The organism is Cellulomonas telluris (assembly GCF_004886325.1).
Taxonomy (GTDB): Bacteria; Actinomycetota; Actinomycetes; order Actinomycetales; family Cellulomonadaceae; genus Cellulomonas; species Cellulomonas telluris.
The window spans coordinates 1024723-1051482 of record NZ_QXFN01000001.1; the positions used below are offsets into that span (position 1 = coordinate 1024723).

Here is a 26760-nt window from a genome sequence, read left to right on the forward strand (position 1 = left end):
AGCGGGGGCGGGGGAGGACCCGCGGGCGCGCGTCTCCGGACGACGTCAGACGCGCAGGTGCGCCGGCAGCGTGAGGACCTCGACGCCGTCCTCGGTGATCGCGACGGTGTGCTCGCTGTGCGCGGTGCGGGCGCCCGTCGCGCTGCGCAGCGTCCAGCCGTCGGTGTCCGTGACGAGCTCGTCGGTGTCCGCCATCACCCACGGCTCGAGCGCGAGCAGCAGGCCGGGGCGCAGCGTGTACCCGCGGCCCGGGCGGCCGGTGTTCGGCACGTGCGGGTCCTGGTGCATGGTCGAGCCGATGCCGTGGCCGCCGAACTCGGTGTTGACGGGGTAGCCGGAACCCGTCAGCACCTGGCCGATGGCGTGCGAGACGTCGCCGAGGCGGACGCCCGGGCCCGCGGCCTGGATGGCTGCGGCGAGGGCGCGCTGGGTGGCCTCGATGAGCGCGACGCTCTCGGCCGGGCGGGCGTCGCCCACCAGGAAGCTGATGGCGGAGTCCGCCGCGATGCCGTCCTTGAGCACGGCGAGGTCGAGCGTGAGCAGGTCGCCGTCGGCGAGGCGCTGGTCGCGGGGGCGGCCGTGCAGCACGGCGTCGTTCACCGACGTGCAGACGTAGTGGCCGAACGGGCCGCGCCCGAACGACGGCGCGTAGTCGACGTAGCAGGACTGCGCGCCGGCCTTCTCGATGAGCTCGCGCGTCCAGCGGTCGATCTCGAGCAGGTTGGTCCCGACGGTCGTGCGCTCGCGGAGCGTCTGGAGGATGTCGGCGACGAGGGCGCCCGTGACCCGGGCGCGGTCGATCTCGCTCGGGCTCAGGATCTCGATCATGGCGGTGCGCTCCTCGGTGCTGGGCGGGACGAGGCCGGCGACGGCTTCGGCGGTAATACTATCCCGGTATTAGAATCGGTCCATGATGGTCCGGCTCCCGCTCACCCCCGCCGAGGTCGACCGCGGGCGCCGCCTCGGTGCGCTCCTGCGCCGCGCTCGCGGGGAGCGGTCGATCGTCACGGTCGCGCTCGACGCGGGCGTCTCGCCCGAGACGCTGCGCAAGATCGAGTCGGGCCGCGTCGCGACGCCCTCGTTCTCGACCGTCGCGGCGATCGCCGGGGTGCTGGGGCTGTCGCTCGACGCGGTGTGGGCGGAGGTCGGCGAGGACGGGCGGCGCACCGCCCGCCCCGACGACCTCGTCCCTCAGCTCCGGCAGTGACGGGCCGCACCCGCCGCTGACGTGCTCAGGCGCCCTGCCGCACCACCGTGAACGGTGCCTTCCCGGACACGCGGCCCTCGATGCCCGCCGTGACGAACTCCTTCGCGCGGGTGACCGCGTCGCGGACCTCGCGCCCCTTGGCGAGCTCGGCGGCGATCGCGGCGGCGAGGGTGCAGCCGGCACCGGCGACGCGCTCGTTCCCCACCTTCGGCGTCGCGAGCACGGTGACCTCGTCGCCGTCGAGGAGGACGTCGACCGCGTCGTCACCGGGCAGCTCGACACCGCCCTTGGCGACCACGGCGCGCGGGCCGAGCGCCTGGATGCGGCGTGCCGCCTCGGTGAGCTGCTCGACCGTCTCGATCGTGTCCATGCCCGAGAGCGTCTTCGTCTCGAACAGGTTCGGGGTGACGACCGTCGCGAGCGGCAGGACCTGCTCACGCAGCGCGGTGTCGGTGTCGAGGGCCGCGCCGGGCTCCTGGCCCTTGCAGATGAGCACCGGGTCCAGCACGACGTGCCGCCACGGCTGGCGGCGCAGCCCCTCCGCGACGACGTCGATCGTCGCCGGCGTGCCGAGCATGCCGATCTTGACCACGTCGAGGTCGTAGGCGGTCGTCGCCGCCTCCATCTGCTGCGCGATGATCTCGGCCGGCACGGGGAAGAAGCGGTGGTTCCAGTCGTCCGCCGGGTCGAACGACACGATGCACGTCATCGTGCCGAGGCCGAAGGCGCCCAGCTCCTGGAACGTGCGCAGGTCCGCCTGGATGCCGGCGCCGCCGGTCGCTTCCGATCCGGCGATGACGTACGCGAGGTCGACCACGGGAGTGCTCCTGTCGATGTGGTTCGTGTGGGGGTCTGCACGACAGCCTCGCACGGTCGAGGGGGCCACCGGACGCGGGGGTCGCTTGTCGGCAGCCCTGGCGCGGAGGTCACCGAGCGGTAGTGCTCTCGTCGTGGACGGCCGTCGCCAGGTCCCGCGCCACCCAGGTGTGCTGCTACAGCTCGACCAGGTCACCGAGCACGGTCGTCCGTGCCGTCCGGACGAACCGGAGCAGCGCGGACCACGCCGCGTGGACGCTCATGACGTACGCCCCGTCGAAGGCGACCACGTCGTCCATCACGGGGATGTCGGCGACGTCGCCCGGGGCGAGAGAACCGTTCCCGGCCATGAGGAGTGTGGTGTCGGCGTCCGGCAGCACGTGCACGACCGCCCACCCCGATCGGAATCCCAGCGCGACGACCGGGTAGTCGTCGTCCGAGCGCCGGACCTCGAGGTACCCCGAGCCCGCCGAACGCAGCCGCTCGACGTGCTGGGCGAGGGCGTGCACGTCGGAGTGGACCTCGGTCGGGACGAAGCGCCCGGACGTCGACGTCGCGCTCCACGACACGGTCATCGCACTTCCTCCTCACCTCGCCCAGGCCGTGGCGCACGACCTCGGGGACCGGTCGGTCGACTGTCTGCGAACGGGCTGTCGAAGATGTCGCCCTGGTGCTCGTGCAGCCGGAGGGACGAGGCGACGACGACGTTCCGTCGACCCTCCGAGACGAGGACGAAGACCTCGAGCGGAGCGTCGATCTCCTGCCCCAGTGCTGCGCGGGCCGCCCGCACGTCGTCAGGCCCCGCCTGCTCGACGACGAGCCCGCGGAGCAACCGCGGACAGGAGATGAGCTCGACGCCGGCGAACAGCAGGTCCACGTTCGTCGTCCGGTCGGGACCGCGAGGACTCCGCACCAGCAGCGCGCCGTGGCTCACGCGGTACTCCCAGAGCTGGAAGACGCGGTCGGGGTACGTCGCGGTCATGAGGGGGAGGAGCGGGTGCTCGCGCGGTGTTCCCGGGTGAACACCGCGATGTCGTCCCACGCGTCCTGGGCGTTCCCCCGTGCGTCCGGGTCGCCCAGCAGGCCGTTCAGAGCCGGGACGTCCCGCTCGACCAGCGACCGTGCAAGATCCGTACGCCCGAGGTCCGGCGGCTCGCGGTAGGTCCGCCCGCCCATCATGCCGTGGACGAGCGTTGCGCTCGCCGGCCCTCGGGATGCGCGAGGGACGACGACCCGGGTCCCGATGCGGACTGCTGGAGCTCTCGATCGCAGAACACGCGTGCGGTCCTCCCGCCTGCCGCTCTCTACTCGCATCGGTTCGGCTCTCGCCTCGGCGGCCCGGTCCGCCTCCGTCGGGATGATGCACCCTACCGAGGTCCGTGCCTCGCCGGTGCGCCCTCGAACGCCTCGGCGTCCGTCGGCGTGTGCGCCGTCCGCAGCTGGCTGACGACTCTCGAGTTCTGAGGGTCGAACGTGACGAGCCCGTGCCGCGACGCCATCTGCTGCAGGCGCGGCATCACCTCGACCGAACGTGAACCGGAGATGGAGACCATCACGCACCCGTCCGTCGCACAGACCGGGCCGGCCCAGGGGGAGGAGTCCGCGTTCTCCTCGGTCAGGTCCTCGAACGCGGTCAGGAGGTCCGTCAGGAAGCGCGAGACCGCGACGTGGGGGCGGACGGCGTCACCGTCCTCCTCGGTCAACCTGTAGTACGTCGCGAGAGCGGCGTCGTCCGACGGCGTCGGCCTCTCGTGCCAGAAGGCCAGCTCGAAGCTCACGATGCATCCCCTTCACTGCGCACCCACCGGGGCGCCGCCGTGTGCGGACCTCCTGGACGCGCCAGGGTGCCGGTTGCCGCCGCCCGAGCGCCGACGGGCGGGAGCAGGGGTCAGGCACCGGGCAGGAGCCAGGAACCCCTGACGTGCCCGTCGCCGTCAGGAACGACTGCCAGCCACTCCCAGGCTTCGGACTCGTTCACCGCGAACGGCCACCCGTGGCCCCGTAGGTCAGGGGGATTCTCGATGCCGAATGCGAACTCCTCGTGCACGAGCGGGTCGAACCCTCCGAGACGTCGGAGAGCGGTGAACCCACCGTCGAGGCACATGCGTCCCGGGTCGAGCTGAGGATCGAGCAGGACGCTGATCAGCGAGCGCGGCTCGACTGCAGGCCTCCGCCGCAGGAGGGTGTCGCCGCTGACGTCGTACCAGCGAGCTCCGAACTTCCCGTGAGCCCATCGCTCCCTCAGCAGCTTCACCTGTGCCGGAGCTGATGCGACGGCCGACCAGAACGCGTCATCGGCAGCCGCCGTGACGGGATCTCCCTCCGGACTGCCGGCCGGCGGTGCCTCTCGCACGCGGATGCGCAGGTGGGGCCAACCATCGAGATCCGGTGGAGACACCGTCGGGTCCAGCGTCAGGACGACCGCTCCGTCCCACGAGCACTCGACCCTCATCCCGGTCGCTCCGAGCGCGCAGAAGGGTCCGTGCCCCTCGCACATGCGGCGCACCAGCTCCACTGCGCGCCTCAGGGGGACCGACGAGCCGTTGCGGAGCTCCGCGGCATCGCCCGCGAGCGGTTCCGCGACGAAGAGCTCGGTTACCTCGAAGGTGTGCACGTGCGCACGCCGCGCCAGCTCGTGGAGGAACTGGGTCAGGCTCCGTAGGTACGGCGCCGGACGGGCCCCCTCGCGTCCGTCGAGCGTCGTCTCGGGGACGCTCGGGGACACGCTGACCTCGATCACTCTCCCACCGCCACCACGCCGCGCGGCCCATCCGGTTCATCGACCTCGACAGGGCTGTACAGCGAGGGCGCGTTGTCGATGCCCGACCAGTAGATCCAGAGGTGGCCGCTCCGGGGGCAGCGGAACATGAGCGTGGACCTCATGTACAGCTCGTCTGCGTCGACCGTGCCCGTGCTGGTGTCGAAGTCGCCGTCGGAGATGAGGTTCCACTGATAGGGGTGGGGGATCTCGCCGCTCGTCGACACCACGGATCCGCACACGCACAGGAATTTCGCCACTCGGGGATGACCGCCGCTTCTGTCGTTCCGGACCCGGGTCCGATGGTCGTCGACCTCACGTCGGATGTCGACGGGCTCGACCTCACAGCGGGAACTCGTTCCGCCAGGGGGACTCGAGGCCGGAGGGGTCACCGCCCAGGGCCACGACGATCGCGTCCACGTCGTCCACCCGGTCCACGAACGTCACGGACTCCGTCCGGACGTCGTCCTCCGCGAAGCACGCCCCCGAGTCGACGAGCTCGCGCGCTACGGCGACCGCGGCGACCCGGATCCGCCCGTCGGGCACCGGGAGGACCCAGATCCACGTCGCGCGCTCGGTGTCCGGGGTGGGCAACCGCTGGGTCACCGGTCGTCCGAGCCGGAGCAGGCGGTTGCGCACGCTCGTCTTCATCAGGAGCTCCCGTCGTGCCGGCCGCGTGACCGGCCTGGTGGTTCCGCTGGCGGGGTCTCCTCGCGGCCTCGGCGCGTGTCGCCCCGCCGTCCGTCGGCGCCGGCGCTGCCGGACGCGTCGGCACCGGGTCCGACGAGCTGCGTCAGCGCTGCCACGTGTCGAGGACCGTGGAGCGCGAGCCGCGACCTCATCCATCGGCGGCCGGACTCGCTCGTCGCGGACCACCTCCACCGCAGCGCGTGACGCGCCGCGCGCCCTCGCCTGAACGCACTCGCCCGAAGCACGTTCGCGAAGCCGTGGGTGACGTCGGCGAGCAGGTGCACCCGCGCGAGCGCGTCGACGTCTGCGGGCACGTGCGGGTCCAGCACCTCGTCCTCGACGTACAGCTCACCCGTCTCGGCCATGCGTCGGATCTCGATCAGGGAGCGTTCGGTGAGCACGGCGAGAAGATCCGCAGCGCCGGGACGCCCCCGACCGATGTCGCCGCTCGACGGTGCTGCCTCCACCGCCTCCCGCCTCTGCTCCACCGCGTCTCTCCTCTCGGTCGGTCCAGGAAGCCGCCCTGCTGCAGGTCGATCCGCCCGTGTGCGGCGGCCAGCCGCTTCACGCTCGCGCCCGACGGGCCCCCATGACCGCGTGCCCGACCGTGCGGTGGGACGTGCTATCTCTGCCGCTTCGCGAGAAGCGCGAGGATTCGGTCGAGCTCGGCCTCGTCGACCGGCTGGGCGTCTCCGGGGTCCCACCCGTGGACGAGCACACCGGTGGCCGTGCGTGTGACGGTCGAGCGTCGTCGTGCGTCCAGCCCCCCGTCGTCCGTGCCGCGGTCGGCGCCCTCGCGAGCCGGCAGGAACCACGTGGTCGGGCGAGGTGTGCGAGCCCCGACCACACTGCCGAGTGCGAGCGGTGACGGGAACGACACCTCGACGCCGACGGCACCATAGGGCGCCTCGATCACCTCGCACAACGAGACGAGCAACCGCTCCGCCCATCGCCACCGCCTCATCCCGTCACGTCTCTGCGCGGGGGTACGGAGCTCCAGCGGGAAGGAGAGTCCTCCGGCGTGCAGCGCCAGCTCGATCGGGTGCTCCTCACCCCAGGCGGACGTCGGCGCCGAGCCCAGCGGGACGACTCCCAGAGACCGGTGCCGGAAGGCGATCCTGAGCACCTGGTGATCCGTGAGGACCTGCTCCGGGCCGCCGGAGAGCGTCAGCACCTCCCGACCCGCGACGTCGCTCACGGACGTGTACGGCGTCCGGTCGGGTGCGACGAGGACCCGGCCCGTGAACCGGCACCCGACCGCCTCGACCGCGCTCCAGCACCTCACCATCGCCGCTCGCCAGGCGATGCCGGGGTGCGCGAAGACCGACAGGTGCGGTGGAGCCGGATGGGGGTCAGACCTGTGCGTCATGACTGCGGGCCGCTCCGACGACGGTGTCGTTCTGGGGGTCGTAGACGATGAGGCCGTGCTCCGACGCCATGCGTGCCAGTCGGGGCGCCACCTCTGTCGAGCGCGATCCCGAGATCGTGACGATGACGCACTCATCCGTCGCGTACACGGGGGAGGCCCAGGGCGAGGAGTCCGCGGTCGCGTCGTCCAGGTCGCCGAACGACTCGAGCACCGCCGCCCGGAACCGCTCGACCGCGAGATCGGCTCCGACGACGCCCGTCTCCCCCTCGGTCAGCCGGTCGTAGATGTGGAAGGCGGCATCGGGGGAGGGCGGAGGGTCCTGTCGCCAGAACGCCAGATCGAAGCTCACGAGAACTCCACCTCCACGACGAATCGAGCCTCCGCGACGCAGAGCGGGCCACTCGTCCAAGCCCTCACGAACCATCCGCATCGGGCCAGGATCCCTGGTGCGCGCCGTCTTCGGTGGAGCTTCCGGCGCTTCTGTCGAGGATCCGGCGTGCCCGGCGTGCCACGCGCACGTCGCTGTCAGCGGTCATGGACGACGCCACGGCGGCCACACGGTTCCGCTCCGGGTCGAGCGCGTCGACCAGGTCGAGGGCGCTCGACCGCACGGTCGGCGCCTCGTCGCCCAGCAGACCGTAGAAGAGCCACAGGCCGCAGCGGAGCTCGTCACGACACAGGTCTCCGAGTCGCGCGCTTCCCCCTGCGGCGATCTCGTCGCCGTCAGCCTCGCCGTAGCCGATCTCGACGAGCAGGTCCATGACGCGTTCGCGGACGAAGTCCGGCAGTGGACGCGTCAGCGCCGACACGAGCGGACCGACGACCCCCAGCGCGGACTCGAAGAGCTGGCCCTGCACCACGACGTGGTTGTCCAACCTCCAGTACGCCGCCTCGGCGGCCGGCGGCGTTGCCGCCGTCAGGAGGTCCGACAGCGCCGCCGGCACGGGCGCGGCCGTTCCCGTGAGGCTCCTGAGCGTCCGCCACGGCACCAGCGTGATGAGAGTGGCCTCGACGTTCATGGCGTCCCGCTTCTGCTCCGAGCGCCGTCGCGGCGGGGACGGCGCTTGTTCGAACGCACCGGTTCCCGATCGGGCACGAGCGGCGCATGTGAGTGGTGACTACTCGTACACCCTCGCGGCGAGGGCCATCTGGCCGATCAGGCGCCACGTCGGCTCGCTGGGCGCGTGGCTGCCGCGTGAGGCGAAGTAGCCGTCCATGTCGTCCAACCATGCGGCCATCGACTCCAGGAACGCCTCGAGCGAGTCGTTGGCCCACGACCCCGGATCGTCGACCCTGGACACGGCGAGCGCGCGCAGGAGGTGCGCGAGATCCGCTCGTGTGCGGATGTCAGGCTCATCAGTTGCTTCGGTCGTCATCGGTGTCCTCGGATTCGGACGGCAGCCCCGTCGCGGGGTGCGGTGCAGCTCGTAGGGAGAACTCCGCGCCGTCGACTCTTACATCAGGTCCCACGGTGGTGCGCCCGTACGCCGCGGGTCTCGCTCACCGCTTCGTCATCATGGCGATCCCGCCCGTCGCCAGCATGAACAGGTCCACCATCGCTGAGCGGACAGCGGGGTCGTCGTCGATCCGGTCGAGGAGCACCAGTGCGCCGGGTTCGACGTCCAACGTCGCCACCCCGCCCGCAGCGCCGTGGTTCTCGGTCGCGAACAGCAGCAGGCATCGGACGACCTCATCGCCGCCCGCTGCCCGTTGCCGTTGGAAGGTCTGCAGCAGGACCCAGTCGCTGATGACTTGCGATCGCATGGCGTCGACGGACGTCCAGCGCGTCGACCAGCCCCGGTCTTCGGTCGACTGCTGAAGGCGCACCAACGCGTCGAGGTCGATGCGGCAGATGCGGAAGTCGGCGTCCGTAGTCCCGATCAGGCTCATGACTCGACCAGGGTGACGGGGTCCGCACCATCTGCCCACCACTCGACGTACGCGTCCGACGCGCTCACCCGTCACCTCTCCGAGATCATGCGCACGACGTGCCGGGTCAGTACTCGCTGAACTCGAAGAGGTTCCCGAAGTTGTCGTCGACGACGCCGTCGAGTCCACGCACAGCGTGGTGGAGGATGGTTCGTAGGCACTCCTCTGAGGTGTGTTCGACGACGATTGCCGAGAGGTCCCTGAACCTCCTGCGCAATGTTGCGATCTCGCTTTCCTCGAACTCGGCGAGCACGTCGTTGCTGGCGTCGACACCAAGGATGCAGTCCCCGGTGATGAGCGTGTCGAAGAACTCCCGCTCGACGTACTCGCCCATGCTGCGCAGTCGAGCACGGACCTGGCTGATGGTTCGGTCTTCCCCGAGCAGCACGACTGTGCGCTTCATCGTCTCCCTCAGGGTCTCAGCACCTCGAGCAGGAGGGCCGTGTCTCTCATGACCGGCGTGCTGCCGGCCGATCATCCCGCGGCACGCGGCCCTTGCGCCGTCGTCGCGATCGCTGCGGAGGGGGGGTGGGTGCCGTTCCCAGGACATGGTCTGCGCTCTCGTGATTCGTCTCGTACTCGCGTCGTGCTGCGACTGCGGCATCACCTCGGCTGAACGTGATCCCCAGAACCGCGAAGTCCCGCGCGATCTCCCTGTCGACGAGGAGCAGGCTTCCGCGCACCGGAACCCTCGAGTCGTCCAGCACGACGACGGTCACTGCGTCTCCCGTCTGCACGAGCGCACCTGCGGCCTTGATCCGGTAGACCAGTACCTCGGTCCCGTCCTCCAGGTGAACGAGAGTCGCCCAAGGTCGAAGTTTCTCGACCGTGCCGGTGTACTCGCCGTGCAGCACCGCGGTCATGTGCCCTCGACCTCGGCACGACGAACCGGCACCATCGGCGGCCGGGTCGTGCTCCTCGATGGCCGGCTGTCGACCTCGGTCACGGCGACTGCTCGCAGCCGTCGGACACGGCACTCATGTCTGCCACCACAGCAGCGGTGTGACGCCATCGGTGTCGTCGACGTTGCCGTAGTACCACTCAGCGTCCGGGTGGCGTCGCAACGAAGTCCTCAAGAACCCGCTCGACGGCCGGAAATCCAGCGCTGACGGGCACGGTGTACACCGTGAGCTCCGCTGTCTGACCGTCGCGTACCCCGCCCAGTCTGCGCATCTGCGGGAGGAGGTCCTCCGCGTGCTCCGGGGGTGCGAAGACCTGGACTGCCAGGTTTCCGCCCCGGACCACGGGCCGCGCTCGACGCGCCTGGTCGACCTCGATCACGTCACCGGACGCCATTCCTTGAGCGAGGCCTGGTGACGCGAGGAGGCGCCACGTGTCGTTCCCGGCGGGTTCCACGAGGACCTCCTCGTCGACCCGCTCCCCGGACGACTTGTCGGCCGCCCAGATCCTCAGCGTCGTCGGTGTCATCAGTCGGTCCTTCCGCAGGGTGCCCCGCAGCTTCCTCGCCCGACACAAGACATGCCCGGACTCGGCCTCGTCCTCCGGGACTTGGCTTGCGCGCAGCGCCCTCGGGGCACGGTGGTCGCCTGCACCGCCGACCTGCGCGCGCATCACTCGGGCCCGCCGTACGGCGAGGTGCCGGCGGCTCGCCGGGTCCTGCGGTACCAGTTCGGCGGGTGCGGCTCCTGCTCGAGAGGCCATCCCCTCGAGCGGAGCCCCGCTGCAGGTACGTCCTGCACCCAGGACCCACCGAGCATCGCCGCCTCCGTTCCCGCTCGGGCCACCACCACGTCGACCTGCGGTACGTCGACCTGCCGGCCTCGTGCGAGAGGGAGCCAGTCGTAGGCTGCCGTGTCGTTCGACGCATCGAGGATGAACGCGCGCGTGGACTCCGGCGAGTCCGTGACCATCGACGCCATCACGTTGACGACGACGTCGAACTGAAATGGTGACAAGGCGTCGAGGTTCGCCGTCGTGCGGTGCAGCCCGCCGCCGTGCGTGACGATGGGCACACGCTCCACGACGAGGTCCTCGCTGTCGCTGAACCACAGCTGGAAAGCCACCGGTCTGCGCGAGCTACGCAGGAGCTCCTGGAACGCCTCCACCGACGTCGGGGTGCGATTCCCCTCGTCGTCGAGGACGTCGACGAGGCCAGGACGGGTGGTCGAGGACGTGCGCAAGCCCGCGGCCAGGAGCCGACCGACCACCATCTCCGGGTCGGCGCCCTCTTCCCACCACTCGACGTACGCGTCCGACGCGCTCACCGGTCACCCCGCCGGAGATCTGAAGACGTTCTCATCGCCGAACCATTTCTTCGCAAGATTCACGGCCGTAGCGGAGTGTGACTCCTTTCCCCCGTCCACCCGTGCGCTAGCCGTTCAATTGCTCGGTGATCGCGCGAGCCGCGTCCAGCGACTGAACCAACCCACGGCGACGCGCGACTGATTCAGCCAGCGTCACCGCTCGCTCGAGGATGTCCAGGACAACGGCGTCAGCGTCGGCCGTCGCCGGACCCCGCACTGCCGCCTTGATCACAAGTGTGCGAGCCTTCCGCGAGACCGCACCGAGCTGCACGCCGTCGAAGTCCACAGGCGTGATGCCGGCGCCGACGACATAGACGACCTGCACACCCCATGGTGTGAGCTCGCGGCCGCCCAAGGCTTCGATCTGCGCCCACAACCGGCTTACTGCCGCATCCCACTCCCTGGCCCGGGCGCTCGTGTCGACAACGGAACGAACGAGCAGGACAGCAGCGCCCTCGTCCGTCATCTGGCATACCTTCCCGCGTGCGGCTCAAAGTTCCTTCAACGGACCCGGGTCGCGCTGACCCTCCTTCTTGCCGGCCTTCTCAGCCAGAGCGGAGGAAGGACCACGGGCAGGGGGGGCGCAGGGCCGCCGCGAAATCAGGGCAGAGTGCTAGCCCACGCCATTCCCTCGCCGCTTGCACGCTCTCGAAGCAGCTCCCATCCGTCAGCCGCCGATGACTCAACGGTCGCAAGATCCGCCGCGAGCCCCGCCAGGGCTGTCTGCACCAGTGGGCTTGCGAGCAGCGCGTCCTCGATCCCCGGCGAACTCATGTCCGACTCGCCCGAGGCGTCTTGCGCCGCCAGGTCCGCGGCCTCGTACACCTGGCGGGCCGCCCAGACGGCCTCCTGCGGGTCGTCCGACAGCCAGGTCCGCACGGCGTACGCGACAGCCGCAACGGCGTTCTGTCCATAGCCCATCTCGAAGACCCAGTCGCCCTCGTCCGTGGGCACCATGTCCTCGGCGACCTCCTGCCGATCGGGAAGGTCCGAGACGGTGCCGCCGCCCGCGACGAGCCATGCAGCATCCAAGACCGATCGCAGGGCCTCCGAGTCTCCTTCGCCCGTCGTCGCGACGTACCGCTCGAAGAGTGGCCAGAGCCGCTCGGCGCACGCCGCGGCAAATGCGGTCCTCTGCGCACGATCCACCGCTGCGAGGCGGGCTGTCATCTCCGACTCGTCGTAAGCCACCACGTCGGCTCCTTCCGTCAGGGCCACCGGAATTCTAGATTGCGGAACACCGTGCGGGCATCCCGCCTACCGCTCCCTACTCGCATCGGTTCGGGTTTCACCCCAGCGCCCCTCAGTCGCGGTGATTCATCTTCTCCATGGGAGATCAGGGATGCGGCACCGTGGCTCGCGGCGGCCTCAGATGATGGGTCATCCTTCTTCCACGCGGGTTTCGATCGTGCGGCCACGCGCCACCAGCTTGTTTCCCTCATACAGATCGATGTTAATGAGTCGGCGAGCCGCAGCCTCGTAGAGGCTGCCGAAGATCAATTCGATGCGGACGTTCTGCTCCTCGCCGAGCGCGATCTCCTTGCGTGCGTCGCGCGTGTGGACGATGCAGGACGTCTTGACTTCACCGAGATCCAACTGAGATCGAACACCGTCGGCTGGTGCCCGCAGCCGCCCTCCCTCCTCAGTGCGCAGGAAGCGCATCTTCGCGTCGAGGACCACAGGGGCAGGCGTCTCAGAAGACATGGTTGACTGCCCTCAGCGCGTTGTGGAAAATATCGCTTTGCGTGCCTGGCTGCACCGTGTACACGCCTCCGCGGAAGACCGAGACATCGATGTCGCGGGAGAAGTCCAACGACTTGGGTGCGTCCTTCGACACGGTAACCCGAAGAATGGCGACCCTAGAGGTGTCCCAGTCCGCATACCGGAGCGCGTCGTCGAGCGTCGTCGCGAACTGCCGTCCCTCGAGGCCTTTCGCGCCTGGTTCGAAGCGTCCGCTCGACATCACCGAATCGTACTCGCGAACGCCAATCGAAGGTGGCCAGAACATCATCCAGGAAGCGCGACACTGCGACGTGCGGGTGAACAGCCCCGTCGCCCTCCTCTGTCAACCTGTAGTACGTCGCCAGCGCGGCATCGTCCGAAGGTGTCGGCTCCTCATGCCAGAACGCCAATTCGAAGCCCATACAGCGTGGCCCCGTTCTGGTGGCTGCGCCGTCGGGCTCCAGCTGACCTCATCAGGCCCATTCGTCGGCGGCTCCGTCCCCGGCGGGTCCCGCGAAAGGTGCTGATCATCCCGCGGCGTCCCGAGCAAAGGTGGCGATGTCGTCCAGCGCGTTCTCCGCGTTCTCCCGGGCATCCGGGTCCCGTAGCAGGCTGCGCAACGCAGGAACGAGCCGCGTCTGATCGATTGCATGATGGATTCTCGCGAGATGCCCGGCCGCCAGTGCGGCTACCGACCGAACGGAGCCCTCCGAGTCGTGCATCAGCGTCATCAGTTGATCTTCGACCCAGGCACGGTCCGGGTCGCGGAGCGCTACCGCGACGATCGCCTCGCGAAGGTTCGCGATGTCCCGCTCGACCAGTGAGCGTGCGAGGTCTGCGCGCCCGAGATCTCGCGGCTCCCGATAGGTGAGCCCGTTCATCGCATCCTGCCCTTCCTGCTCACCAAACCTGCCTGGTAGAGGGCGTTCTGCATCTGCTGGTTGAGTTCATGCCACTGTCGCACGTGCCCATGGAACTCTCCCTTGCCTGGGTGTGTCTCGTCGAAGATCACGAACTCCCCGTTCTCCTTGTCGACGCCGACGCGGCGCGTCGTGTTCGGCCCGATGCTCACCGACCGGTCGAGTACGCCCTGCCCGTCGGTAGGACCGGGTGCGGCGGTGCCCCGCTGCGTAGTCCCATGCTTGGGACTGGGGACGAAGCGGGCGCTCGGCGGGGAGGCGGGGCAGGCGTTCACGTCCTGCGCGCCGGCGATGGCGTCGCGTGCGCTCCTGCCGCGTCGCGGGTCGTCGTTGTGGGTGATGACGTCGGTGCCGTCGGTGGTGGTGACGGTGTAGGTGTGGTCGGTGTCGACGGTGAGGTTGTGGACCGTCGCGGTCTGCGACCGGTGGGTGGTGGCGGCGAGGGTGACGGGGGTGCCGTCGGGGTCGACGAGCTGGTCGCCGGTCTTCAGGTCGCCGGCCGGGACCCAGTCGCCGTCGGCGGTGAGGAACAGGTGCCCGTCGGTGGCGGTGATCGTGGTGTCGCCGGGCGGTCCGCCGCCGCCGGAGCCGACCAGGGTGAGGTCGACCAGGTCCTTGGCGCCGTGGCCGGTGATGGTGGCCACGACCTGACGGTGGGCGGTGGTGCCGTCGGCGGCGACCGCCAGGACGGTGTCGCCGACCCGCACGTCGGAGATCGCCTTACTGGTGCCGTCGGCCAGCACGACCCGGGTGGCCGGGGTGAAGGAGTTGCACTCCTTCTTCTGGTTCTCCGCCTGCTTGCGGGCCTGCTGGTTGGCCCTCTTTGCGGAGTCGACCTCCTTGGACGTGCGGGCGGCGACCTGGCGTGACTCGGTGGCCGCGTTCCTCGCCTGGGAGACCGCGGTGTTCGCCTTCTGCACCGCCGCGGTGTCCGGGACCACCTTCGCGGGGGACGCCTTCGGGATGTCGTCCAGCGCCTTGCGCGCGACCCGCAGGCGCGAGTACCCCTCGAGCCGTCAACTGCGCTCTGCGCCGGGTGTCGGCGACGTTCGTAGCCCAGTTGCGTGCCCCCCGCCGTGAACGCTCGCGAGCCGACCCGCCCCCTCACCTCCTCGGATGGTCCCGCTCGCCCTGCCCGCGGCGGGAGCGACTTGGGGTCGACGCTGCTGCCCGCCGTCGCACGGTCGCCTCGCTGGACCGGCCGTGCGCGTGCGTCACACGGAGAGGCGGAGGGCCGCGGCGCACGAAGGACTGACGAGGTCGAGGACCTCCAGACACGCGTCTCGCACGTTCCTGCTACCCCTGCTGCCGATGTGCACGAGGAGCCAGCCAGCCTCCTGTGCTTTGCCGAGGCATCGTCGCCCTAGACCGTCGTCCCGGTAGTGGGCCGCATGGACGATGTGGAACACCAGATCGAGCACGCTGACCGCAGTGCTTTCCTCCACCCCGTCTGCGAGAGCCGCAAAAAGTACTGCAAGTGTCGGTTCGGCTGCCGTGAAGATGTCGTCCTGTGCGAAGACGCGGTTCTCCATCCTCGCCCAGAGGGCATGCCGTTCGACCACAGGCGCGTCGGTGACAAAGGCGGTGAGGTCGTGCCCAAACCCCTCAGCTGTTCCCTCCATGAGTTCGTACCGGCCCCAGTCGATCGACCAGATGAGCCGTTCCGCGATGGCCATGCTTCTTCTCCCTTACCGGCCCCACGCGCCGCCCGGGTCGCCCACGGTACCCTGCGGAAAACGCGTCGGCGGGTACTTCGGCTGACACTTGATGCAGACGGGAATGTGCTGCCAGGTGATGTCGCCGCTGGCCGGGTCACGGCGCCATCCGAACGGTCTGCTGAGTTGGCCGCCCGGCTCGAGTGCATCGGCGGCGTCTTCCGCGTGCACGCCACCGGGCCGGGAGCCGACGGTCTCCACCGAGCCGTCAGCCCGCCGGACGTTGACGTACACCGCGCTACTCCTGTCCCGCGCACCTGACGCGGTGTACTGCGGATCAGGGTCCGGGACCGCGCGAGGACCTCCTGCAGCAGGCTCCGGTCCCCGCCGGGGGCAGGAGTTGATGTCCTGGGCGTCGTCGAAGCTGTCGCGGATGTCGTCGTTGTGGGTGACGACGTCGGTGCCGTCGGTGGTGGTGACGGTGTAGGTGTGGTCGGTGTCGACGGTGAGGTTGTGGACCGTCGCGGTCTGCGACCGGTGGGTGGTGGCGGCGAGGGTGACGGGGGTGCCGTCGGGGTCGACGAGCTGGTCGCCGGTCTTCAGGTCGCCGGCCGGGACCCAGTCGCCGTCGGCGGTGAGGAACAGGTGCCCGTCGGTGGCGGTGATCGTGGTGTCGCCGGGCGGTCCGCCGCCGCCGGAGCCGACCAGGGTGAGGTCGACCAGGTCCTTGGCGCCGTGGCCGGTGATGGTGGCCACGACCTGACGGTGGGCGGTGGTGCCGTCGGCGGCGACCGCCAGGACGGTGTCGCCGACCCGCACGTCGGAGATCGCCTTACTGGTGCCGTCGGCCAGCACGACCCGGGTGGCCGGGGTGAAGGAGTTGCACTCCTTCTTCTGGTTCTCCGCCTGCTTGCGGGCCTGCTGGTTGGCCCTCTTTGCGGAGTCGACCTCCTTGGACGTGCGGGCGGCGACCTGGCGTGACTCGGTGGCCGCGTTCCTCGCCTGGGAGACCGCGGTGTTCGCCTTCTGCACCGCCGCGGTGTCCGGGACCACCTTCGCGGGGGACGCCTTCGGGATCTCCGACAGCGCCCGGCGGGCGGTCTTCAGCCGGGAGTACCCCTCGACCAGGCGCTTGCCCACGCCGACCGCCTTGATGGCGACCTTCGCGGCCTTGAACATCTTGCCCCAGGGCACCGCGTTCAGGGCCGTGCTGATGCAGGCCCCGACGTCGCCCTTGGTGATGCAGTTCTTGGCGTCGGTGTACCCGATCAGGTCCATGACCAGGCCGATGATCTCGTCGCCGATCTGCGCGACGAACTTCTCCGCCTCCGCGACGGCCTTCTTCGCCGCCTCGCGCTGCGACGCGAACGGGTCGTCCGCGGTCGGCAGGGTCGCGCCGCTGGCGGCGCCGTCGTCGGGACGCATGCCGGACGGGTCGGTCAGCGCCGTGGGGCGGTTGGACGCGTAGGCGTACGGCGAGATCCCCGTCGCCTGCCCTGAACCGGCCACCGGGTCGACCGAGTCGAACCGGCCCGACGACGTGTCGTAGTTGCGCGCCCGCAGCTGGTACCGGTCCGACTGCGTCTCGTCGCGGTACCCGCCGGTGAACTGCAGCGGGTTGACCGGTGCGTCGTCCGCCAGGCGCTTCCCGCCGGAGACGAGGTCGGTGCCCCGGACCCCGCCGAACGGGTCGTAGTCGTACGCCCACTGCGCGTCGCCCGTGGGCGAGACGACGGCCGACGTGCTGCCCAGCCAGTCGCGGACGTAGGAGGAGTAGTCGTCCCCGCCCTCCGCCAGGCCGAGCGGCGAGCCGTCGGGGGCGTACAGGAACGACGTCGTCTCCGTCCCGGCCGGGCCCGTGCGCGTCTCGCCGGCGATGGTCGGCAGCGGGCCGTTGACGTCCCACGTCCACGCCGTCGACTCCAGGGCGCCCTCGGCGGCCGTCGTCGCCGACGACAGGCGCAGGCCCGCCGCGTCGTACGCGTACCGCGTCTGCTCGCCATCCACCGTCGCCGTCGCCAGCGTCCGGTCGAGGTTGTACGTGTACGCCTCGTCGCCGGCCTTCGTCTGGTTGCCCTCGGCGTCGTACGCGTACTCCCGCGTGCCGGCCTGCACGTCCGGCAGGTCGGGCAGCTGCCCGGCCACGGTCGTCGTCTCGCGCGTGAGCTGGTCGCCCGCGTCGAACGTCGCCGCCGTCGTCGCCGTGCCCGTCGCCGTGGTGACCTTCTGCGACGTGCGGTTGCCGACGAGGTCGTAGCCGTAGTCGAACCGCTGCGCCGCCGGTGCACCCGGTGCGCACGAGGCGGCGCCGTAGCAGGCGGACGTCAGGCGGTGAGCCTTGTCGTACGCGTACGACGTCGCCTCGACGACCTGCGGACCGCCGGCGGTGCGGGTCGCGGTGATCCGCGTCGGGTTGCCCACCGCGTCCCGCACCACGTCGTGCGCCGAGACGACCTCGCCCCCTGCGCGGGTCGTCGCGACGCGCGTCAGGCGGCCCGCCGCGTCGTACGTGCGGCCCTCCGTCAGCCCGGTCGCCTCGGGGAACGTGATCGACGTGAGCTGGTCGGCCACGTCCCACCCGAAGCGGTACGTCGCGGCGGACCGGTCGGCGCCCTCGGCCGTGAGCGACGTCAGGCGGTCGGCGACGTCGTACGTCGCGGACACCGTCGTGCCGTCCGGGTACGTGCGCGACGTCAGGTTGTCCTGCGCGTCGTAGCCGTACGAGAACGCCTGGACGTTCCCCGCGGTGTCGGTGCGGGTGACCTTCGACAGCCGGCCCGTCGCGTCGTACGCGTGCTCGCGGACGCCGCGCGGGTCGGCCATCGACACCAGGCGGTTCTTGGCGTCGTAGCCGAACGTGAACAGCTCGCCGCGCGTGCCGAGCTGGCGCGAGACCGGCCGGTCGAGCGTGTCGTACGCCATGCGGACCGTGCGGACCTCGCGGTTCGGGTCGATCCGCGGGTCGCCCTCGACGACGCGCGCCGTGACGAGCTCCACGAGGTTGGAGTTCGCGTCGTACACGTACTCGCGGCGGCGGCCCAGCGGGTCGGTCGAGGCGACCGTCCGCCCGGCGCGGTCGTACTCGAGCTTCGTCTCGTGGCCGCGTGGGTCGCGCCGACCCGTCACCTGACCGTTCGCGTCGTAGGTGTACCGCAGCGCCTGCTGGTCGCTCGTCGCGTCCGGGCCCTGCACGCTGACGAGGCGGTCGGCGAGGTCGTACGCGTACCGGACGACCGAGCCCGCGGCGTCCGTGGTCGACGCCAGCCGGCCGACCGGGTCGTACGCCGAGCGCGTCACGTTGCCCAGCGGGTCGCGCACCTCGGTCGGGTTGCCGGCCGGGTCGTACGCGTAGCGCGTCGTGAACGCCGCCGGGTCCGCGCCCGGCAGGTGGCCGCGCGGCTCGGTGATGGCCACCGGTCGGCCGTCGTCGTCGTACTGCCACGTGATGACGCCGCCCGCGGCCGTGACCTGGCGGGTCGGGTTGCCGAGCTGGTCGTACTCGATCTGCGCGGGGGAGTCGACGCCCGTGCCGCCGGTGCGGCGGTTCGCGCGGTCGTAGGTGAGGCCGAGCGCGTCGCCGTTCTCGTCCGTCATGCCCGTGACGTTCCCGGCGTTGTCGTACGACATCCCGGTCGTCGCGCCGAGCTCGTCGACCTGCTGCACCGGGCGGCCCAGCTCGTCGAACGTCGAGTCCACCTGGACCAGCCGGCCCTGCGCGTCGGGGCGCTCGGCCCGCACGAGGTTGCCGCGGAAGTCGTAGCGGAACGTCGTCGTGTACGCGGCGCGGCGCTTCTCGAGGTCGGCGTCGGACTCGCCCGAACGGCGGGCCGCGTTGCCGAGCGGCAGCCGCTCCGTGGCGACCCGGCCCTGCGCGTCGTACGTCCACGTGGTCCGGTTGCCCTCGCCGTCGGTCACCGACGCCGTGCGCCCGGCCTTCGTGTACGTGTACTCGGTGACGTTCCCGACCGGGTCCTTGAGCGTGACCAGGCGGCTCGTGTCGTCGTAGGTGTAGCGGGACGAGTTCGCGATCTGGTCGGTGACGACGACGACGTTGCCGAGCTCGTCGTACGTCGTCCTGACCGGCTCGTTCTTGCCCGGGTCACGGCGCTCCACGAGGCGGTCCTGCGCGTCGTAGGCGTAGCGCGTGCGGTACTGGTCCTTGTTCGCGCCGGCGACCGTGCCGCGCGGGTCGACGACCGAGACGAGCCGTCCCGTGCCGTCGTACGTGAACTCGGTGCGCCGCCCGGTCGGCGTGACCTCCGCCGTCCGGTTGCCGGCTGCGTCGTACTCGTAGCGCGTGACCTTGCCGCGCGGGTCGGTGCGGGTCGCCAGCAAGCCGCGCGCGTCGTAGGAGTACCGGTAGCCGTCGGTCTGCTCCGGGTCCTTCTGGCTCGTCATCTCGTTGTGCTGGTCGTACGCGTACGACCACGTGTTGCCGCGCCCGTCGGTGTGCGAGGTGAGGTTGTTGCCCGCGTCGAACGCGTTGCGCTCGACGTAGTCGAACGGCGCGGGCGCGTGGCGCTCCACCGGGTTGCCGTTCGCGTCGTGCAGCGCGCCCGACTGGTTGCCCTCGGGGTCGACGACGAGGGACTCGTTGAGCCGCTCGTCGTAGCGGTAGGTGACGGTGTCGCCGTTGCCGTTGCGGCTCCAGAGCAGGACGTTCTCGCGGTAGCCGTCGCGCGAGACGACGCCGTCGGCGTCGGTCGTCGTCGCGACCTCCTTCTCGGCGTCCCACGCGAAGGTGGTGACCGCGCCGGTCGCGTCGGCCTGCTGCGCGACGCGGCCGTCCGCGCCGTACGTGTTCGTGACGTCGCGCTTGCCGCGGGCGTCCGTGACGTGGTCCAGGCGGCCCTGCGCGTCGTAGTGGTACTGCCAGGTGTAGCTCCGCGCGTCCTGGACCTTCGCCAGGCGGCCGGCCTCGTAGTCGAACTGGACGCTGCGGCCGTCCGGCAGGGTGAGCTTGCTGATGGCCCGGACGTCCTGGCGGTGCTCGACCCGGACGACGCGCCCGGCGGCGTCGGTGAGCTGCGACAGCAGGCCGTTGCTCGCGTACGTCAGCGTCAGGCCGTGGCCGCGCGCGTCCTTCACCGACAGCAGACGGCCCTGGGCGTCGAACTCCAGCCGGCGCTGGTCGGGCGGGGTGAGGGCCCAGCCGCCGCCCGGTCGGTCGGTGAGGACGGCGCGTACGCCCGGGGGCCGCGTCCACGAGCCGTCCGCCGCGCGGCGGTAGACGGCCTCCGCGCCGTCCTCGGCCCGCACGCGGATCGCGTCCGCACCGGCCTCGGGTGCGATCACGCGGGCGTCGTACGTCCAGGTCCAGCCCGCGCCGAACATGCCGGTGCCCGTGTTGGCGGAGGAGTAGAAGCGGACCGCCTCGAACGGGATGCCGAACGACGTCATCGTCAGGTCGCGCTCGGTACGGTTGAACGCGCCCGTGCCGGTGTTGACGAGCGCGCCGCGCAGCTCCTGGCCGTCGACCGTGCGCCCCAGGACGGTGGAGCACGCGCAGCCGGCGGCCTGGGCCGCGGGAAGCTCGGGCGGGGTGACGGTCGTGCGGGGGTGCGCGGGGGCGGAGGGGACGGAGTCCGCGGTCGTGCCGTCCTCGGCGACGAGGCTGATCGTCACCGTGTACCGCCGAGCCGGGTCGAGGGTCCACCCGTCCGCGGCACCGAAGCTGCGGCAGAACTCGCGCGGCGCGCCGCAGCGGGACAGGTCCGTGCGGCCGAGGTCGGCGGACACCTGCTGCGCGCCGCTCTCGGCGTCCGTCACGGTCGCGCGCCATGTCGCCCAGGACGTCGGGTCGCCGTCCGCGACGTCCGCGTCGAAGTAGACGACCAGCGACGTGTCGCCGAGCAGGTACCCCGGGCGGACGACGAGGTCGCGGGCGGCGTCGGCCGCGAGGGCTGCCGGGTCCGCCGCGGGGGACGTCGCCGCGCCGAGACCGGCCGCGGCCCCGAGGGCCAGGCCCGGGCGGGCGAGGCCGGGGAGCATCGGCGCCGCGACGGGAGCCTCGTCGGCGACGGGCACGGCGGGCGGTTCGACCGGGACGTCGTCGGGGTCGCCCGTCCGCACCGCGTTGCGGGGCAGGGGGCGCTCGACGGGAGCGGCGCCGTCCCGCGCGACCGGGGGCGGCGCGTCGGCGGCGGATGCCACCGTCGGTGGTCCCCACACCACGCCCGTGACGGCGACGGCGAGGACGACGACGCGCCCGACGAGTGACGTGAGCGCACGCGAGCGCGGGCGACCGGACATGCGGACCTCCGTCCGTGCGCCGCATCGCTGCCCACGCACCGTCGCGGCCGCCCCCTGCAGCGGCCGAGCCGTGCGTCACCCAAGGGGGTCGCGGCACGGGGTGACCAGCGCAGGACCGGATCGCGAGACGGCCACGGGCGGACCTGGACGGTGCCCCGGTTCGGGCACGGACGTGCCCCGGAGGAGCGTCAGCGCAGGTGGCGCCGCGTGCCCGAGTTGCGCCGTTCTGTCCGTTCCTCGGTTCCCACGGTGGCTCCCATGAGAGAACTCTCACTCGCCCAGGTCGCGCCGCGGCACGGGACGTGCTCGGTACGGTGCCCGCATGCTGCGCACCGCGGGCGGCCTCGTGCTGCCGCCGACCCTCGCGCTGCTGCTCGCGCTCGCGGGGTGCTCCCCGGCGCCCGCGACGCCCCCGGCCGCGTCGGGAACGGCCGCCCCGGCGACGCCCGCGCCCGACGCGACGGCCGTCGTGACCGCGGCCCCGGACGGCGGGGTCGCACCCGCGCCGGCCCCGAGGACGCCCGGGGCGGAGCGCGTGCGCGCCGACGGTGCGGCCGTCCCCGGCGGGGACGGCGTCGTCGCCTGGGTGCTGCCCACGGACCCCGCGGCGGAGGTCGCGGTCGAGCCCCAGGGCGACGGGTCGGCGCGCGTCACCCTGCGTACCGCGCAGGCGGCCGTGACCGGCGCCTCGCTCGCGCCCGCCGAGGGCGTCACGGCGACCGTGCTGGAGGACGGGTCGGCCGTGCTGCGCCATGGTGACGTCGTCGTCGCTGCGGTCGGCACCCCGGACGCCGCGGAGACGCCCGCGCGGTGGCTCGAGGTCGAGGGCGTGCTCGTGCTGCGCGGGCGGCCCGCAGCCGTGGTGGAGGTGCTCGTCGGCACGTCGGCGCTCGCGTCGGCCACCTGGGGCGAGGCGGAGGGCGGACGGTCGCTGGCCGTCGCGCCCGCGGCGTGGGTGCGCGGTGGCTCGCTCGCCGCCCAGGAGGCGCTCGCCGCCCAGCTCGCCGTCGCGCAACCCGAGGCGGCGACCGCGACCATGCGGGCGCAGCTCTGGTGCCACGCGCTCGGTGCCCCGGACAAGGAGACGTGGAACCTCGAGCCGTGGCGCTCCGAGGTCGGGACGGGCACGTTGCTCGCGACCCGCTGCAACCCCATCGACGACGACGTCTGACGGGGCGCCGCCGGGTGGCGTGTCAGCCCTCCTGGGCGGACCGCCGGCTCAGCACGAGCACGGTCCCGGCCACGACGGCGGCGAGCCCCAGTGCGAGGACCGGCACCGCCGAGGTGCCGGTCGCGGACAGGGCGTCCGTGCGCGCCGGGACGTCCCAGTCGAGGGCGAACGACGCGTCGGTGTCCGCGTCCTCGTGGGCCGCCAGGACCTCGGCGGTCTCGCTCGGGGCCGGGGAGGGCGCGACCGTCGGCGTCGGCGCCGCCGCCACCTCGGCTCCGGGTGCGGGAGGTGCCGCCGGCGCGGGCGACGCCGGCTCCGGAGCGGGAGCCGGGGCCGCAGGGGCGGGTGCGGGCGCCGGGGCGTCCGCCGGCGGCGCGGGGGCCGGGACCGGTGCGGGCGCGGGGACCGGCTGGGCCGCGCGGCACACCGGCGCCTGCCCGCCCTCGCCGAAGTGCTCGTCGAAACCCGCCACCTGGACCCAGTGCACGCACGCGTCGACCGGCAGCCCGAGCCGGTCCCACGTCACCGCGGAGGCGCCCACCAGGTCGTGGTAGCGCGTGCCGGGCCCCTCCAGGTGGACGTTGCGGGCGCCGGCGCCGGCCGGGGACGTCCACAGGACGTTGAGGTGGGCGTGCTCCGTGAGGACGTGGCCCTCCGGCAGCTCGACGCCCGTGCCGGTGACGCGGTACGGCGTGGGTGCGTCGGAGCCCGCGGCGGCGCCGGTGGCGGTGAGGGTGACGGCGGCGACGGACGCGGCGAGTGCCAGCGCGGCGGTGCGGGGGTGCATCGGGGTGCCTCGGTTCGGACGCGGGCGGGCGGGGGGCCCCGCGGCCCGGCGGCGGGCGGACCAGCGGCGGATCGGGGGCGTCGCGGCGGCGTACCGGGCGACGGCGGCAGCGTAACGGGAGGGAACGCGCGAACGGGGCGAAACGTGCATGACGGTTCTCTCATGCAGAACCGCTGGTCAGCGAGGGTGAGCCCTGCGCGGCCGTGTCGGACCCGCGCGCTAGCGTCCCTCGGGTGACAGGTGCAGCCAGGACGGTGACGGCGGACGAGCGGCGGGCGCGGCTCGGCCGCCGGCACGCGCTCGCCCCGGGCCACGGCGCCGCCGACCCGCTCGGCGCGGCGCGCGCGGTCGTCGCGCTGCACAGCACGGACCCGGCCTCCACCGTGCTGTCCGCGCTCGCCCGCACCCCCGGCGCGGGCCCGGCCGACGTCGAGCGCGTGCTCTACGAGGACCGCGACCTGGTGCGCGTCCTGGCGATGCGGCGCACGATCTTCGCGGTCCCGCACGACCTCGCGGCCACGGTGCTGGCGGCGGCCGGGGACACCGTGGCGGCGCGGCAGCGCCGGCTCCTGCACCAGATGCTCGTCGCCTCCGGGATCACGGAGGAGCCCGAGGCGTGGGTCGCCCGCGCCGAGCGCGCCCTGCTCGACGCCCTGGCGGCGGCCGGCCAGGCCACCGCGCCCGAGCTCGCCGCGGCCGACCCGTTGCTCGCGGCGCGGGTCGTCCTCGACCCCCGCGAGCTCGGGGCCACGCAGAGCGTCGCGAGCCGCCTGCTCACCACGCTGTCCGCCGAGGGCCGCGTGCTGCGCGGCCGGCAGGTGGGGGGCTGGGCGGCGCCGCAGTTCCGGTGGACGACGCCCGGGCACTGGCGCGAGCTCGGGCCGGTGCCCGCGACGGCGGATGCGGCGGCCCGGCTCGCCCGCCTCTGGCTGCACGCGTACGGGCCCGCCCGGCCCGCAGACCTGCAGTGGTGGGCCGGGTGGACCGTCGCCCGCACGAAGGCCGCGCTCGCCGCGCTCGACACGGTCGCCGTCGTCCTCGAGGACGGGGCGCCGGGCGTCCTGCTCGCGGAGGACGCGGACGAGGTCCCGCCTGCGGATCCGTGGGTCGCGCTGCTGCCGGCCCTCGACCCGGCCGCGATGGGCTGGCGGCACCGCGACCCGTTCGTGGGGGAGCACCGCGAGCAGGTGTACGACCGCAACGGCAACGCCGGGCCGACCGTCTGGGTCGACGGGCGCGTCGTCGGGGGGTGGGTGCAGCGCGCGGACGGCGAGGTGGCCGTGGAGCTGTTCGAGGACGTGGGGCGTGCGGCGGCCGACGCCGTGGCGGAGCGCGCCGCCGCGCTCACGGCCCAGCTCGCCGACGTGCGCCTGACGGCACGCGCGCGCGGCTGGACGCCGGTGGAGAAGCGCCTGCGCGGCTGATCCGCGGGTGCCGTGCCCCTCGGGGTCGGGCGCACGGGACGGGCCCGTGCCGAGGACCGGCGTGTGTCACCCGTGCGCGCACGAATCGATTCGGGCGACGTCCCGGGGCCCGTCGCCCTGGCGGGCGACCCGCCCGCGGCGCACCCTCGACTCCCGACGCGGCGACCGCCGTGCGTCCCCGCGACGGAGCGGGGCGCGGCGCCGCGCGCTCACCATCGAGGAGATGCATGTCCCAGCGCACCAGGGCGTTCGCCCTGCTGGCCGCGGCCCTGCTCGCGACGACGGGGATCGGCGCGACCGCCGCGCCGTCCGCGCAGGCGGCCGCCGGCTGCAGGGTCGACTACGCCGTCACGAACCAGTGGCAGGGCGGTTTCGGCGCCAACGTCACGGTGACGAACCTCGGCGACCCGCTGAACGGCTGGACCGTCGGCTGGACCTTCGCGTCCGGCCAGCGGATCACGCAGGCGTGGAACGGGACCGCGACCCAGTCGGGCGGCACGGTGACCGTGCGCGACGCCGGCTGGAACGGCTCGGTCCGCACGGGCGGCACCGCGAGCTTCGGCTTCAACGGCTCGTGGAGCGGCTCGAACCCGGTCCCCACGCAGTTCACGGTGAACGGCGTCGCGTGCACCGGCTCGGTCACGACGACGCCCACGCCGACGCCCACCCGCACGCCCACCCCCACACCCACCCCGACGACGACGCCTCCGCCGCCCACCGGGACCACCCCGGTCGCCGTGAACGGCCAGCTCCGGGTCTGCGGCGTGAACCTGTGCAACCAGTACGGCCGGCCGATCCAGCTGCGCGGCATCAGCTCGCACGGGCTGCAGTGGTTCCCCGGCTGCTACAACGCGACGTCGTTGGACGTGCTCGCGAACGACTGGAAGGCGGACGTCTTCCGCATCGCGATGTACGTCAACGAGAACGGCTACGTCACCGACCCGCCGGGCTTCACGGCACGCGTGAACTCCCTGGTGGACGAGGCCGAGAAGCGCGGCATGTACGCCATCGTCGACTTCCACACGCTCACGCCGGGCGACCCGAACGTGAACCTCGAGAACGCGAAGACGTTCTTCCGCGACGTCGCCACGCGCAACGCGGCGAAGAAGAACGTGATCTACGAGATCGCGAACGAGCCGAACGGCGTGACGTGGGAGCAGATCCGCACCTACGCGAACCAGGTGATCCCGATCATCAAGGCCGCCGACCCCGACGCCGTCATCCTCGTCGGCACGCGCGGCTGGTCGTCCCTCGGCGTCTCCAACGGCTCGAGCTCGGCGGAGATCGTGGCGAACCCGCTGGCGTTCGACAACATCATGTACACCTTCCACTTCTACGCGGCGTCGCACCTGGACAACTACCGCGCCGAGGTGCGCAGCGCGGCGCAGCGGCTCCCGCTGTTCGTCTCCGAGTGGGGCACGACCAGCGCGACCGGCGGCGGCACGGTCGACCTGGCGAGCTCCACGGCGTGGCTCGACCTGCTCGACTCCCTGAAGATCAGCCACGTCAACTGGACGTACTCCGACGCGAACGAGAGCAGTGCCGCCTTCCGGCCGGGGACCTGCTCCGGCTCGAGCTACGGCACGTCGCAGCTGACGCAGTCCGGCCAGTTCGTCCGCAGCCGGATCATGACGCCGGACAGCTTCCCGACGAGCTGACGCCGCGCGCCGCACCTGACGCTCGCCCCGGTGGGTCCCGCACCCGCCGGGGCGGGCGTCGCGCCCACGGGGCGGGACGGCGCGGTCGGGGTCGCGGTGCGCGCCGGTAGGCTGGGGGCGTCTGCCGACCCGCGGCGC

The 26760-nt window shown here is 72.1% G+C and carries 30 protein-coding genes; 4 read left to right on the forward strand and 26 right to left on the reverse strand.

Going from position 1 to position 26760, the window contains the following annotated elements:
- Positions 1 to 45: 45 nt before the first annotated feature.
- Positions 46 to 828: a type I methionyl aminopeptidase gene (gene map, locus FB586_RS04870; protein ID WP_136518135.1), complete on the reverse strand. Its 783-nt coding sequence runs from the start codon at positions 826 to 828 to the stop codon at positions 46 to 48.
- A gap of 85 nt (positions 829 to 913) precedes the next feature.
- Here map and FB586_RS04875 point away from each other — a divergent pair, with 85 nt between their 5' ends.
- Positions 914 to 1207: a helix-turn-helix domain-containing protein gene (locus FB586_RS04875; RefSeq protein WP_136518317.1), complete on the forward strand. Its 294-nt coding sequence runs from the start codon at positions 914 to 916 to the stop codon at positions 1205 to 1207.
- Positions 1208 to 1232: 25 nt separating this feature from the next.
- Here the strand turns inward: FB586_RS04875 and thiD are convergent, their stop codons facing one another.
- From thiD to FB586_RS04995, 24 genes are all read right to left on the reverse strand, one after another.
- Positions 1233 to 2024, reverse strand: a complete 792-nt coding sequence (gene thiD, locus FB586_RS04880) for a bifunctional hydroxymethylpyrimidine kinase/phosphomethylpyrimidine kinase (RefSeq protein ID WP_136518136.1) — start codon at positions 2022 to 2024, stop codon at positions 1233 to 1235.
- 175 nt (positions 2025 to 2199) lie between these two features.
- Positions 2200 to 2598 (reverse strand): hypothetical protein, encoded by a 399-nt coding sequence (locus tag FB586_RS04885; protein WP_136518137.1) that lies wholly within the window; start codon positions 2596 to 2598, stop codon positions 2200 to 2202.
- On the reverse strand, positions 2595 to 3005 hold the full coding sequence (locus tag FB586_RS04890) for a hypothetical protein (RefSeq protein WP_136518138.1): 411 nt from the start codon (positions 3003 to 3005) through the stop codon (positions 2595 to 2597). Before FB586_RS04890 ends, FB586_RS04885 begins: the two co-directional genes overlap by 4 nt.
- Positions 3006 to 3390: 385 nt before the next feature.
- Positions 3391 to 3801, reverse strand: a complete 411-nt coding sequence (locus FB586_RS04895; protein ID WP_136518139.1) for a hypothetical protein — start codon at positions 3799 to 3801, stop codon at positions 3391 to 3393.
- A gap of 110 nt (positions 3802 to 3911) precedes the next feature.
- Positions 3912 to 4763 (reverse strand): hypothetical protein, encoded by an 852-nt coding sequence (locus tag FB586_RS04900; RefSeq protein ID WP_136518140.1) that lies wholly within the window; start codon positions 4761 to 4763, stop codon positions 3912 to 3914.
- Positions 4760 to 5041 carry a DUF8617 domain-containing protein gene (locus FB586_RS04905; protein WP_136518141.1) on the reverse strand — a complete coding sequence of 94 codons (282 nt, stop codon included), beginning with the start codon at positions 5039 to 5041 and terminating at the stop codon, positions 4760 to 4762. The genes FB586_RS04900 and FB586_RS04905 overlap by 4 nt, the downstream gene beginning before the upstream one ends.
- A gap of 82 nt (positions 5042 to 5123) precedes the next feature.
- A complete protein-coding gene (locus FB586_RS04910; protein ID WP_136518142.1) occupies positions 5124 to 5432 on the reverse strand; it encodes a hypothetical protein in 309 nt (102 codons plus the stop codon).
- Between the two features lie 661 nt (positions 5433 to 6093).
- On the reverse strand, positions 6094 to 6759 hold the full coding sequence (locus FB586_RS04915; protein ID WP_136518143.1) for a hypothetical protein: 666 nt from the start codon (positions 6757 to 6759) through the stop codon (positions 6094 to 6096).
- Positions 6760 to 6823: 64 nt separating this feature from the next.
- Positions 6824 to 7189 carry a hypothetical protein gene (locus FB586_RS04920; RefSeq protein WP_136518144.1) on the reverse strand — a complete coding sequence of 122 codons (366 nt, stop codon included), beginning with the start codon at positions 7187 to 7189 and terminating at the stop codon, positions 6824 to 6826.
- A 64-nt stretch (positions 7190 to 7253) separates the two neighbouring features.
- Positions 7254 to 7859 carry a hypothetical protein gene (locus FB586_RS04925; protein ID WP_136518145.1) on the reverse strand — a complete coding sequence of 202 codons (606 nt, stop codon included), beginning with the start codon at positions 7857 to 7859 and terminating at the stop codon, positions 7254 to 7256.
- Between the two features lie 99 nt (positions 7860 to 7958).
- Entirely contained in the window at positions 7959 to 8216 is a 258-nt protein-coding gene (locus FB586_RS04930; RefSeq protein ID WP_442319893.1) for a DUF7660 family protein, read from the reverse strand.
- Between the two features lie 124 nt (positions 8217 to 8340).
- Positions 8341 to 8730 (reverse strand): hypothetical protein, encoded by a 390-nt coding sequence (locus FB586_RS04935; protein WP_136518147.1) that lies wholly within the window; start codon positions 8728 to 8730, stop codon positions 8341 to 8343.
- A gap of 106 nt (positions 8731 to 8836) precedes the next feature.
- The gene (locus tag FB586_RS04940; RefSeq protein WP_136518148.1) at positions 8837 to 9103 is read right to left on the reverse strand and encodes a hypothetical protein; all 267 of its coding nucleotides are present in this window, start codon (positions 9101 to 9103) and stop codon (positions 8837 to 8839) included.
- Between the two features lie 115 nt (positions 9104 to 9218).
- Positions 9219 to 9632: a hypothetical protein gene (locus FB586_RS04945; RefSeq protein WP_136518149.1), complete on the reverse strand. Its 414-nt coding sequence runs from the start codon at positions 9630 to 9632 to the stop codon at positions 9219 to 9221.
- Positions 9633 to 9810: 178 nt separating this feature from the next.
- A complete protein-coding gene (locus FB586_RS19305) occupies positions 9811 to 10197 on the reverse strand; it encodes a DUF4265 domain-containing protein (protein WP_168800452.1) in 387 nt (128 codons plus the stop codon).
- Positions 10198 to 10340: 143 nt separating this feature from the next.
- Positions 10341 to 10994: a hypothetical protein gene (locus tag FB586_RS04955; protein WP_136518151.1), complete on the reverse strand. Its 654-nt coding sequence runs from the start codon at positions 10992 to 10994 to the stop codon at positions 10341 to 10343.
- A gap of 106 nt (positions 10995 to 11100) precedes the next feature.
- Positions 11101 to 11499, reverse strand: a complete 399-nt coding sequence (locus FB586_RS04960) for a hypothetical protein (RefSeq protein ID WP_136518152.1) — start codon at positions 11497 to 11499, stop codon at positions 11101 to 11103.
- A gap of 134 nt (positions 11500 to 11633) precedes the next feature.
- Entirely contained in the window at positions 11634 to 12227 is a 594-nt protein-coding gene (locus FB586_RS04965) for a DUF416 family protein (RefSeq protein ID WP_136518153.1), read from the reverse strand.
- Positions 12228 to 12413: 186 nt separating this feature from the next.
- Positions 12414 to 12737 carry a hypothetical protein gene (locus tag FB586_RS04970; protein ID WP_136518154.1) on the reverse strand — a complete coding sequence of 108 codons (324 nt, stop codon included), beginning with the start codon at positions 12735 to 12737 and terminating at the stop codon, positions 12414 to 12416.
- Positions 12727 to 12996 carry a hypothetical protein gene (locus FB586_RS04975; protein ID WP_136518155.1) on the reverse strand — a complete coding sequence of 90 codons (270 nt, stop codon included), beginning with the start codon at positions 12994 to 12996 and terminating at the stop codon, positions 12727 to 12729. The genes FB586_RS04970 and FB586_RS04975 overlap by 11 nt, the downstream gene beginning before the upstream one ends.
- A 286-nt stretch (positions 12997 to 13282) precedes the next feature.
- Positions 13283 to 13636 (reverse strand): hypothetical protein, encoded by a 354-nt coding sequence (locus tag FB586_RS04980; protein ID WP_136518156.1) that lies wholly within the window; start codon positions 13634 to 13636, stop codon positions 13283 to 13285.
- Complete coding sequence (locus tag FB586_RS04985) at positions 13633 to 14616, reverse strand: polymorphic toxin-type HINT domain-containing protein (RefSeq protein ID WP_246036451.1); 984 nt, start codon at positions 14614 to 14616, stop codon at positions 13633 to 13635. The genes FB586_RS04980 and FB586_RS04985 overlap by 4 nt, the downstream gene beginning before the upstream one ends.
- 273 nt (positions 14617 to 14889) lie before the next feature.
- On the reverse strand, positions 14890 to 15351 hold the full coding sequence (locus tag FB586_RS04990) for a hypothetical protein (RefSeq protein ID WP_136518158.1): 462 nt from the start codon (positions 15349 to 15351) through the stop codon (positions 14890 to 14892).
- Between the two features lie 12 nt (positions 15352 to 15363).
- Positions 15364 to 21582, reverse strand: a complete 6219-nt coding sequence (locus FB586_RS04995; protein WP_246036453.1) for a polymorphic toxin-type HINT domain-containing protein — start codon at positions 21580 to 21582, stop codon at positions 15364 to 15366.
- Between the two features lie 322 nt (positions 21583 to 21904).
- Here FB586_RS04995 and FB586_RS05000 point away from each other — a divergent pair, with 322 nt between their 5' ends.
- Positions 21905 to 22753 (forward strand): DUF2599 domain-containing protein, encoded by an 849-nt coding sequence (locus FB586_RS05000; protein ID WP_136518159.1) that lies wholly within the window; start codon positions 21905 to 21907, stop codon positions 22751 to 22753.
- Between the two features lie 22 nt (positions 22754 to 22775).
- On the opposite strand, the gene FB586_RS19700 is transcribed toward FB586_RS05000, so the two are convergent.
- Positions 22776 to 23540 (reverse strand): hypothetical protein, encoded by a 765-nt coding sequence (locus FB586_RS19700; RefSeq protein WP_187697842.1) that lies wholly within the window; start codon positions 23538 to 23540, stop codon positions 22776 to 22778.
- A 233-nt stretch (positions 23541 to 23773) separates the two neighbouring features.
- On the opposite strand from FB586_RS19700, the gene FB586_RS05010 reads away from it, so the two are divergent.
- Positions 23774 to 24964 carry a winged helix DNA-binding domain-containing protein gene (locus FB586_RS05010; RefSeq protein WP_222928274.1) on the forward strand — a complete coding sequence of 397 codons (1191 nt, stop codon included), beginning with the start codon at positions 23774 to 23776 and terminating at the stop codon, positions 24962 to 24964.
- 227 nt (positions 24965 to 25191) lie between these two features.
- Positions 25192 to 26622: a cellulase family glycosylhydrolase gene (locus tag FB586_RS05015; RefSeq protein WP_136518160.1), complete on the forward strand. Its 1431-nt coding sequence runs from the start codon at positions 25192 to 25194 to the stop codon at positions 26620 to 26622.
- Positions 26623 to 26760: the final 138 nt, after the last annotated feature.

Coding starts and splice junctions, on each gene's coding strand:
- map (WP_136518135.1), bottom strand. CDS start 828: ATGATCGAGATCCTGAGCCCGAGCGAGATCGACCGCGCCCGGGTCACG.
- FB586_RS04875 (WP_136518317.1), top strand. CDS start 914: ATGGTCCGGCTCCCGCTCACCCCCGCCGAGGTCGACCGCGGGCGCCGC.
- FB586_RS04885 (WP_136518137.1), bottom strand. CDS start 2,598: ATGACCGTGTCGTGGAGCGCGACGTCGACGTCCGGGCGCTTCGTCCCG.
- FB586_RS04890 (WP_136518138.1), bottom strand. CDS start 3,005: ATGACCGCGACGTACCCCGACCGCGTCTTCCAGCTCTGGGAGTACCGC.
- FB586_RS04910 (WP_136518142.1), bottom strand. CDS start 5,432: ATGAAGACGAGCGTGCGCAACCGCCTGCTCCGGCTCGGACGACCGGTG.
- FB586_RS04915 (WP_136518143.1), bottom strand. CDS start 6,759: ATGGTGAGGTGCTGGAGCGCGGTCGAGGCGGTCGGGTGCCGGTTCACG.
- FB586_RS04925 (WP_136518145.1), bottom strand. CDS start 7,859: ATGAACGTCGAGGCCACTCTCATCACGCTGGTGCCGTGGCGGACGCTC.
- FB586_RS04930 (WP_442319893.1), bottom strand. CDS start 8,216: ATGACGACCGAAGCAACTGATGAGCCTGACATCCGCACACGAGCGGAT.
- FB586_RS04935 (WP_136518147.1), bottom strand. CDS start 8,730: ATGAGCCTGATCGGGACTACGGACGCCGACTTCCGCATCTGCCGCATC.
- FB586_RS04940 (WP_136518148.1), bottom strand. CDS start 9,103: ATGGGCGAGTACGTCGAGCGGGAGTTCTTCGACACGCTCATCACCGGG.
- FB586_RS04945 (WP_136518149.1), bottom strand. CDS start 9,632: ATGACCGCGGTGCTGCACGGCGAGTACACCGGCACGGTCGAGAAACTT.
- FB586_RS19305 (WP_168800452.1), bottom strand. CDS start 10,197: ATGACACCGACGACGCTGAGGATCTGGGCGGCCGACAAGTCGTCCGGG.
- FB586_RS04960 (WP_136518152.1), bottom strand. CDS start 11,499: ATGACGGACGAGGGCGCTGCTGTCCTGCTCGTTCGTTCCGTTGTCGAC.
- FB586_RS04970 (WP_136518154.1), bottom strand. CDS start 12,737: ATGTCTTCTGAGACGCCTGCCCCTGTGGTCCTCGACGCGAAGATGCGC.
- FB586_RS04975 (WP_136518155.1), bottom strand. CDS start 12,996: ATGTCGAGCGGACGCTTCGAACCAGGCGCGAAAGGCCTCGAGGGACGG.
- FB586_RS04980 (WP_136518156.1), bottom strand. CDS start 13,636: ATGAACGGGCTCACCTATCGGGAGCCGCGAGATCTCGGGCGCGCAGAC.
- FB586_RS04990 (WP_136518158.1), bottom strand. CDS start 15,351: ATGGCCATCGCGGAACGGCTCATCTGGTCGATCGACTGGGGCCGGTAC.
- FB586_RS04995 (WP_246036453.1), bottom strand. CDS start 21,582: ATGTCCGGTCGCCCGCGCTCGCGTGCGCTCACGTCACTCGTCGGGCGC.
- FB586_RS05000 (WP_136518159.1), top strand. CDS start 21,905: ATGCTGCGCACCGCGGGCGGCCTCGTGCTGCCGCCGACCCTCGCGCTG.
- FB586_RS19700 (WP_187697842.1), bottom strand. CDS start 23,540: ATGCACCCCCGCACCGCCGCGCTGGCACTCGCCGCGTCCGTCGCCGCC.
- FB586_RS05015 (WP_136518160.1), top strand. CDS start 25,192: ATGTCCCAGCGCACCAGGGCGTTCGCCCTGCTGGCCGCGGCCCTGCTC.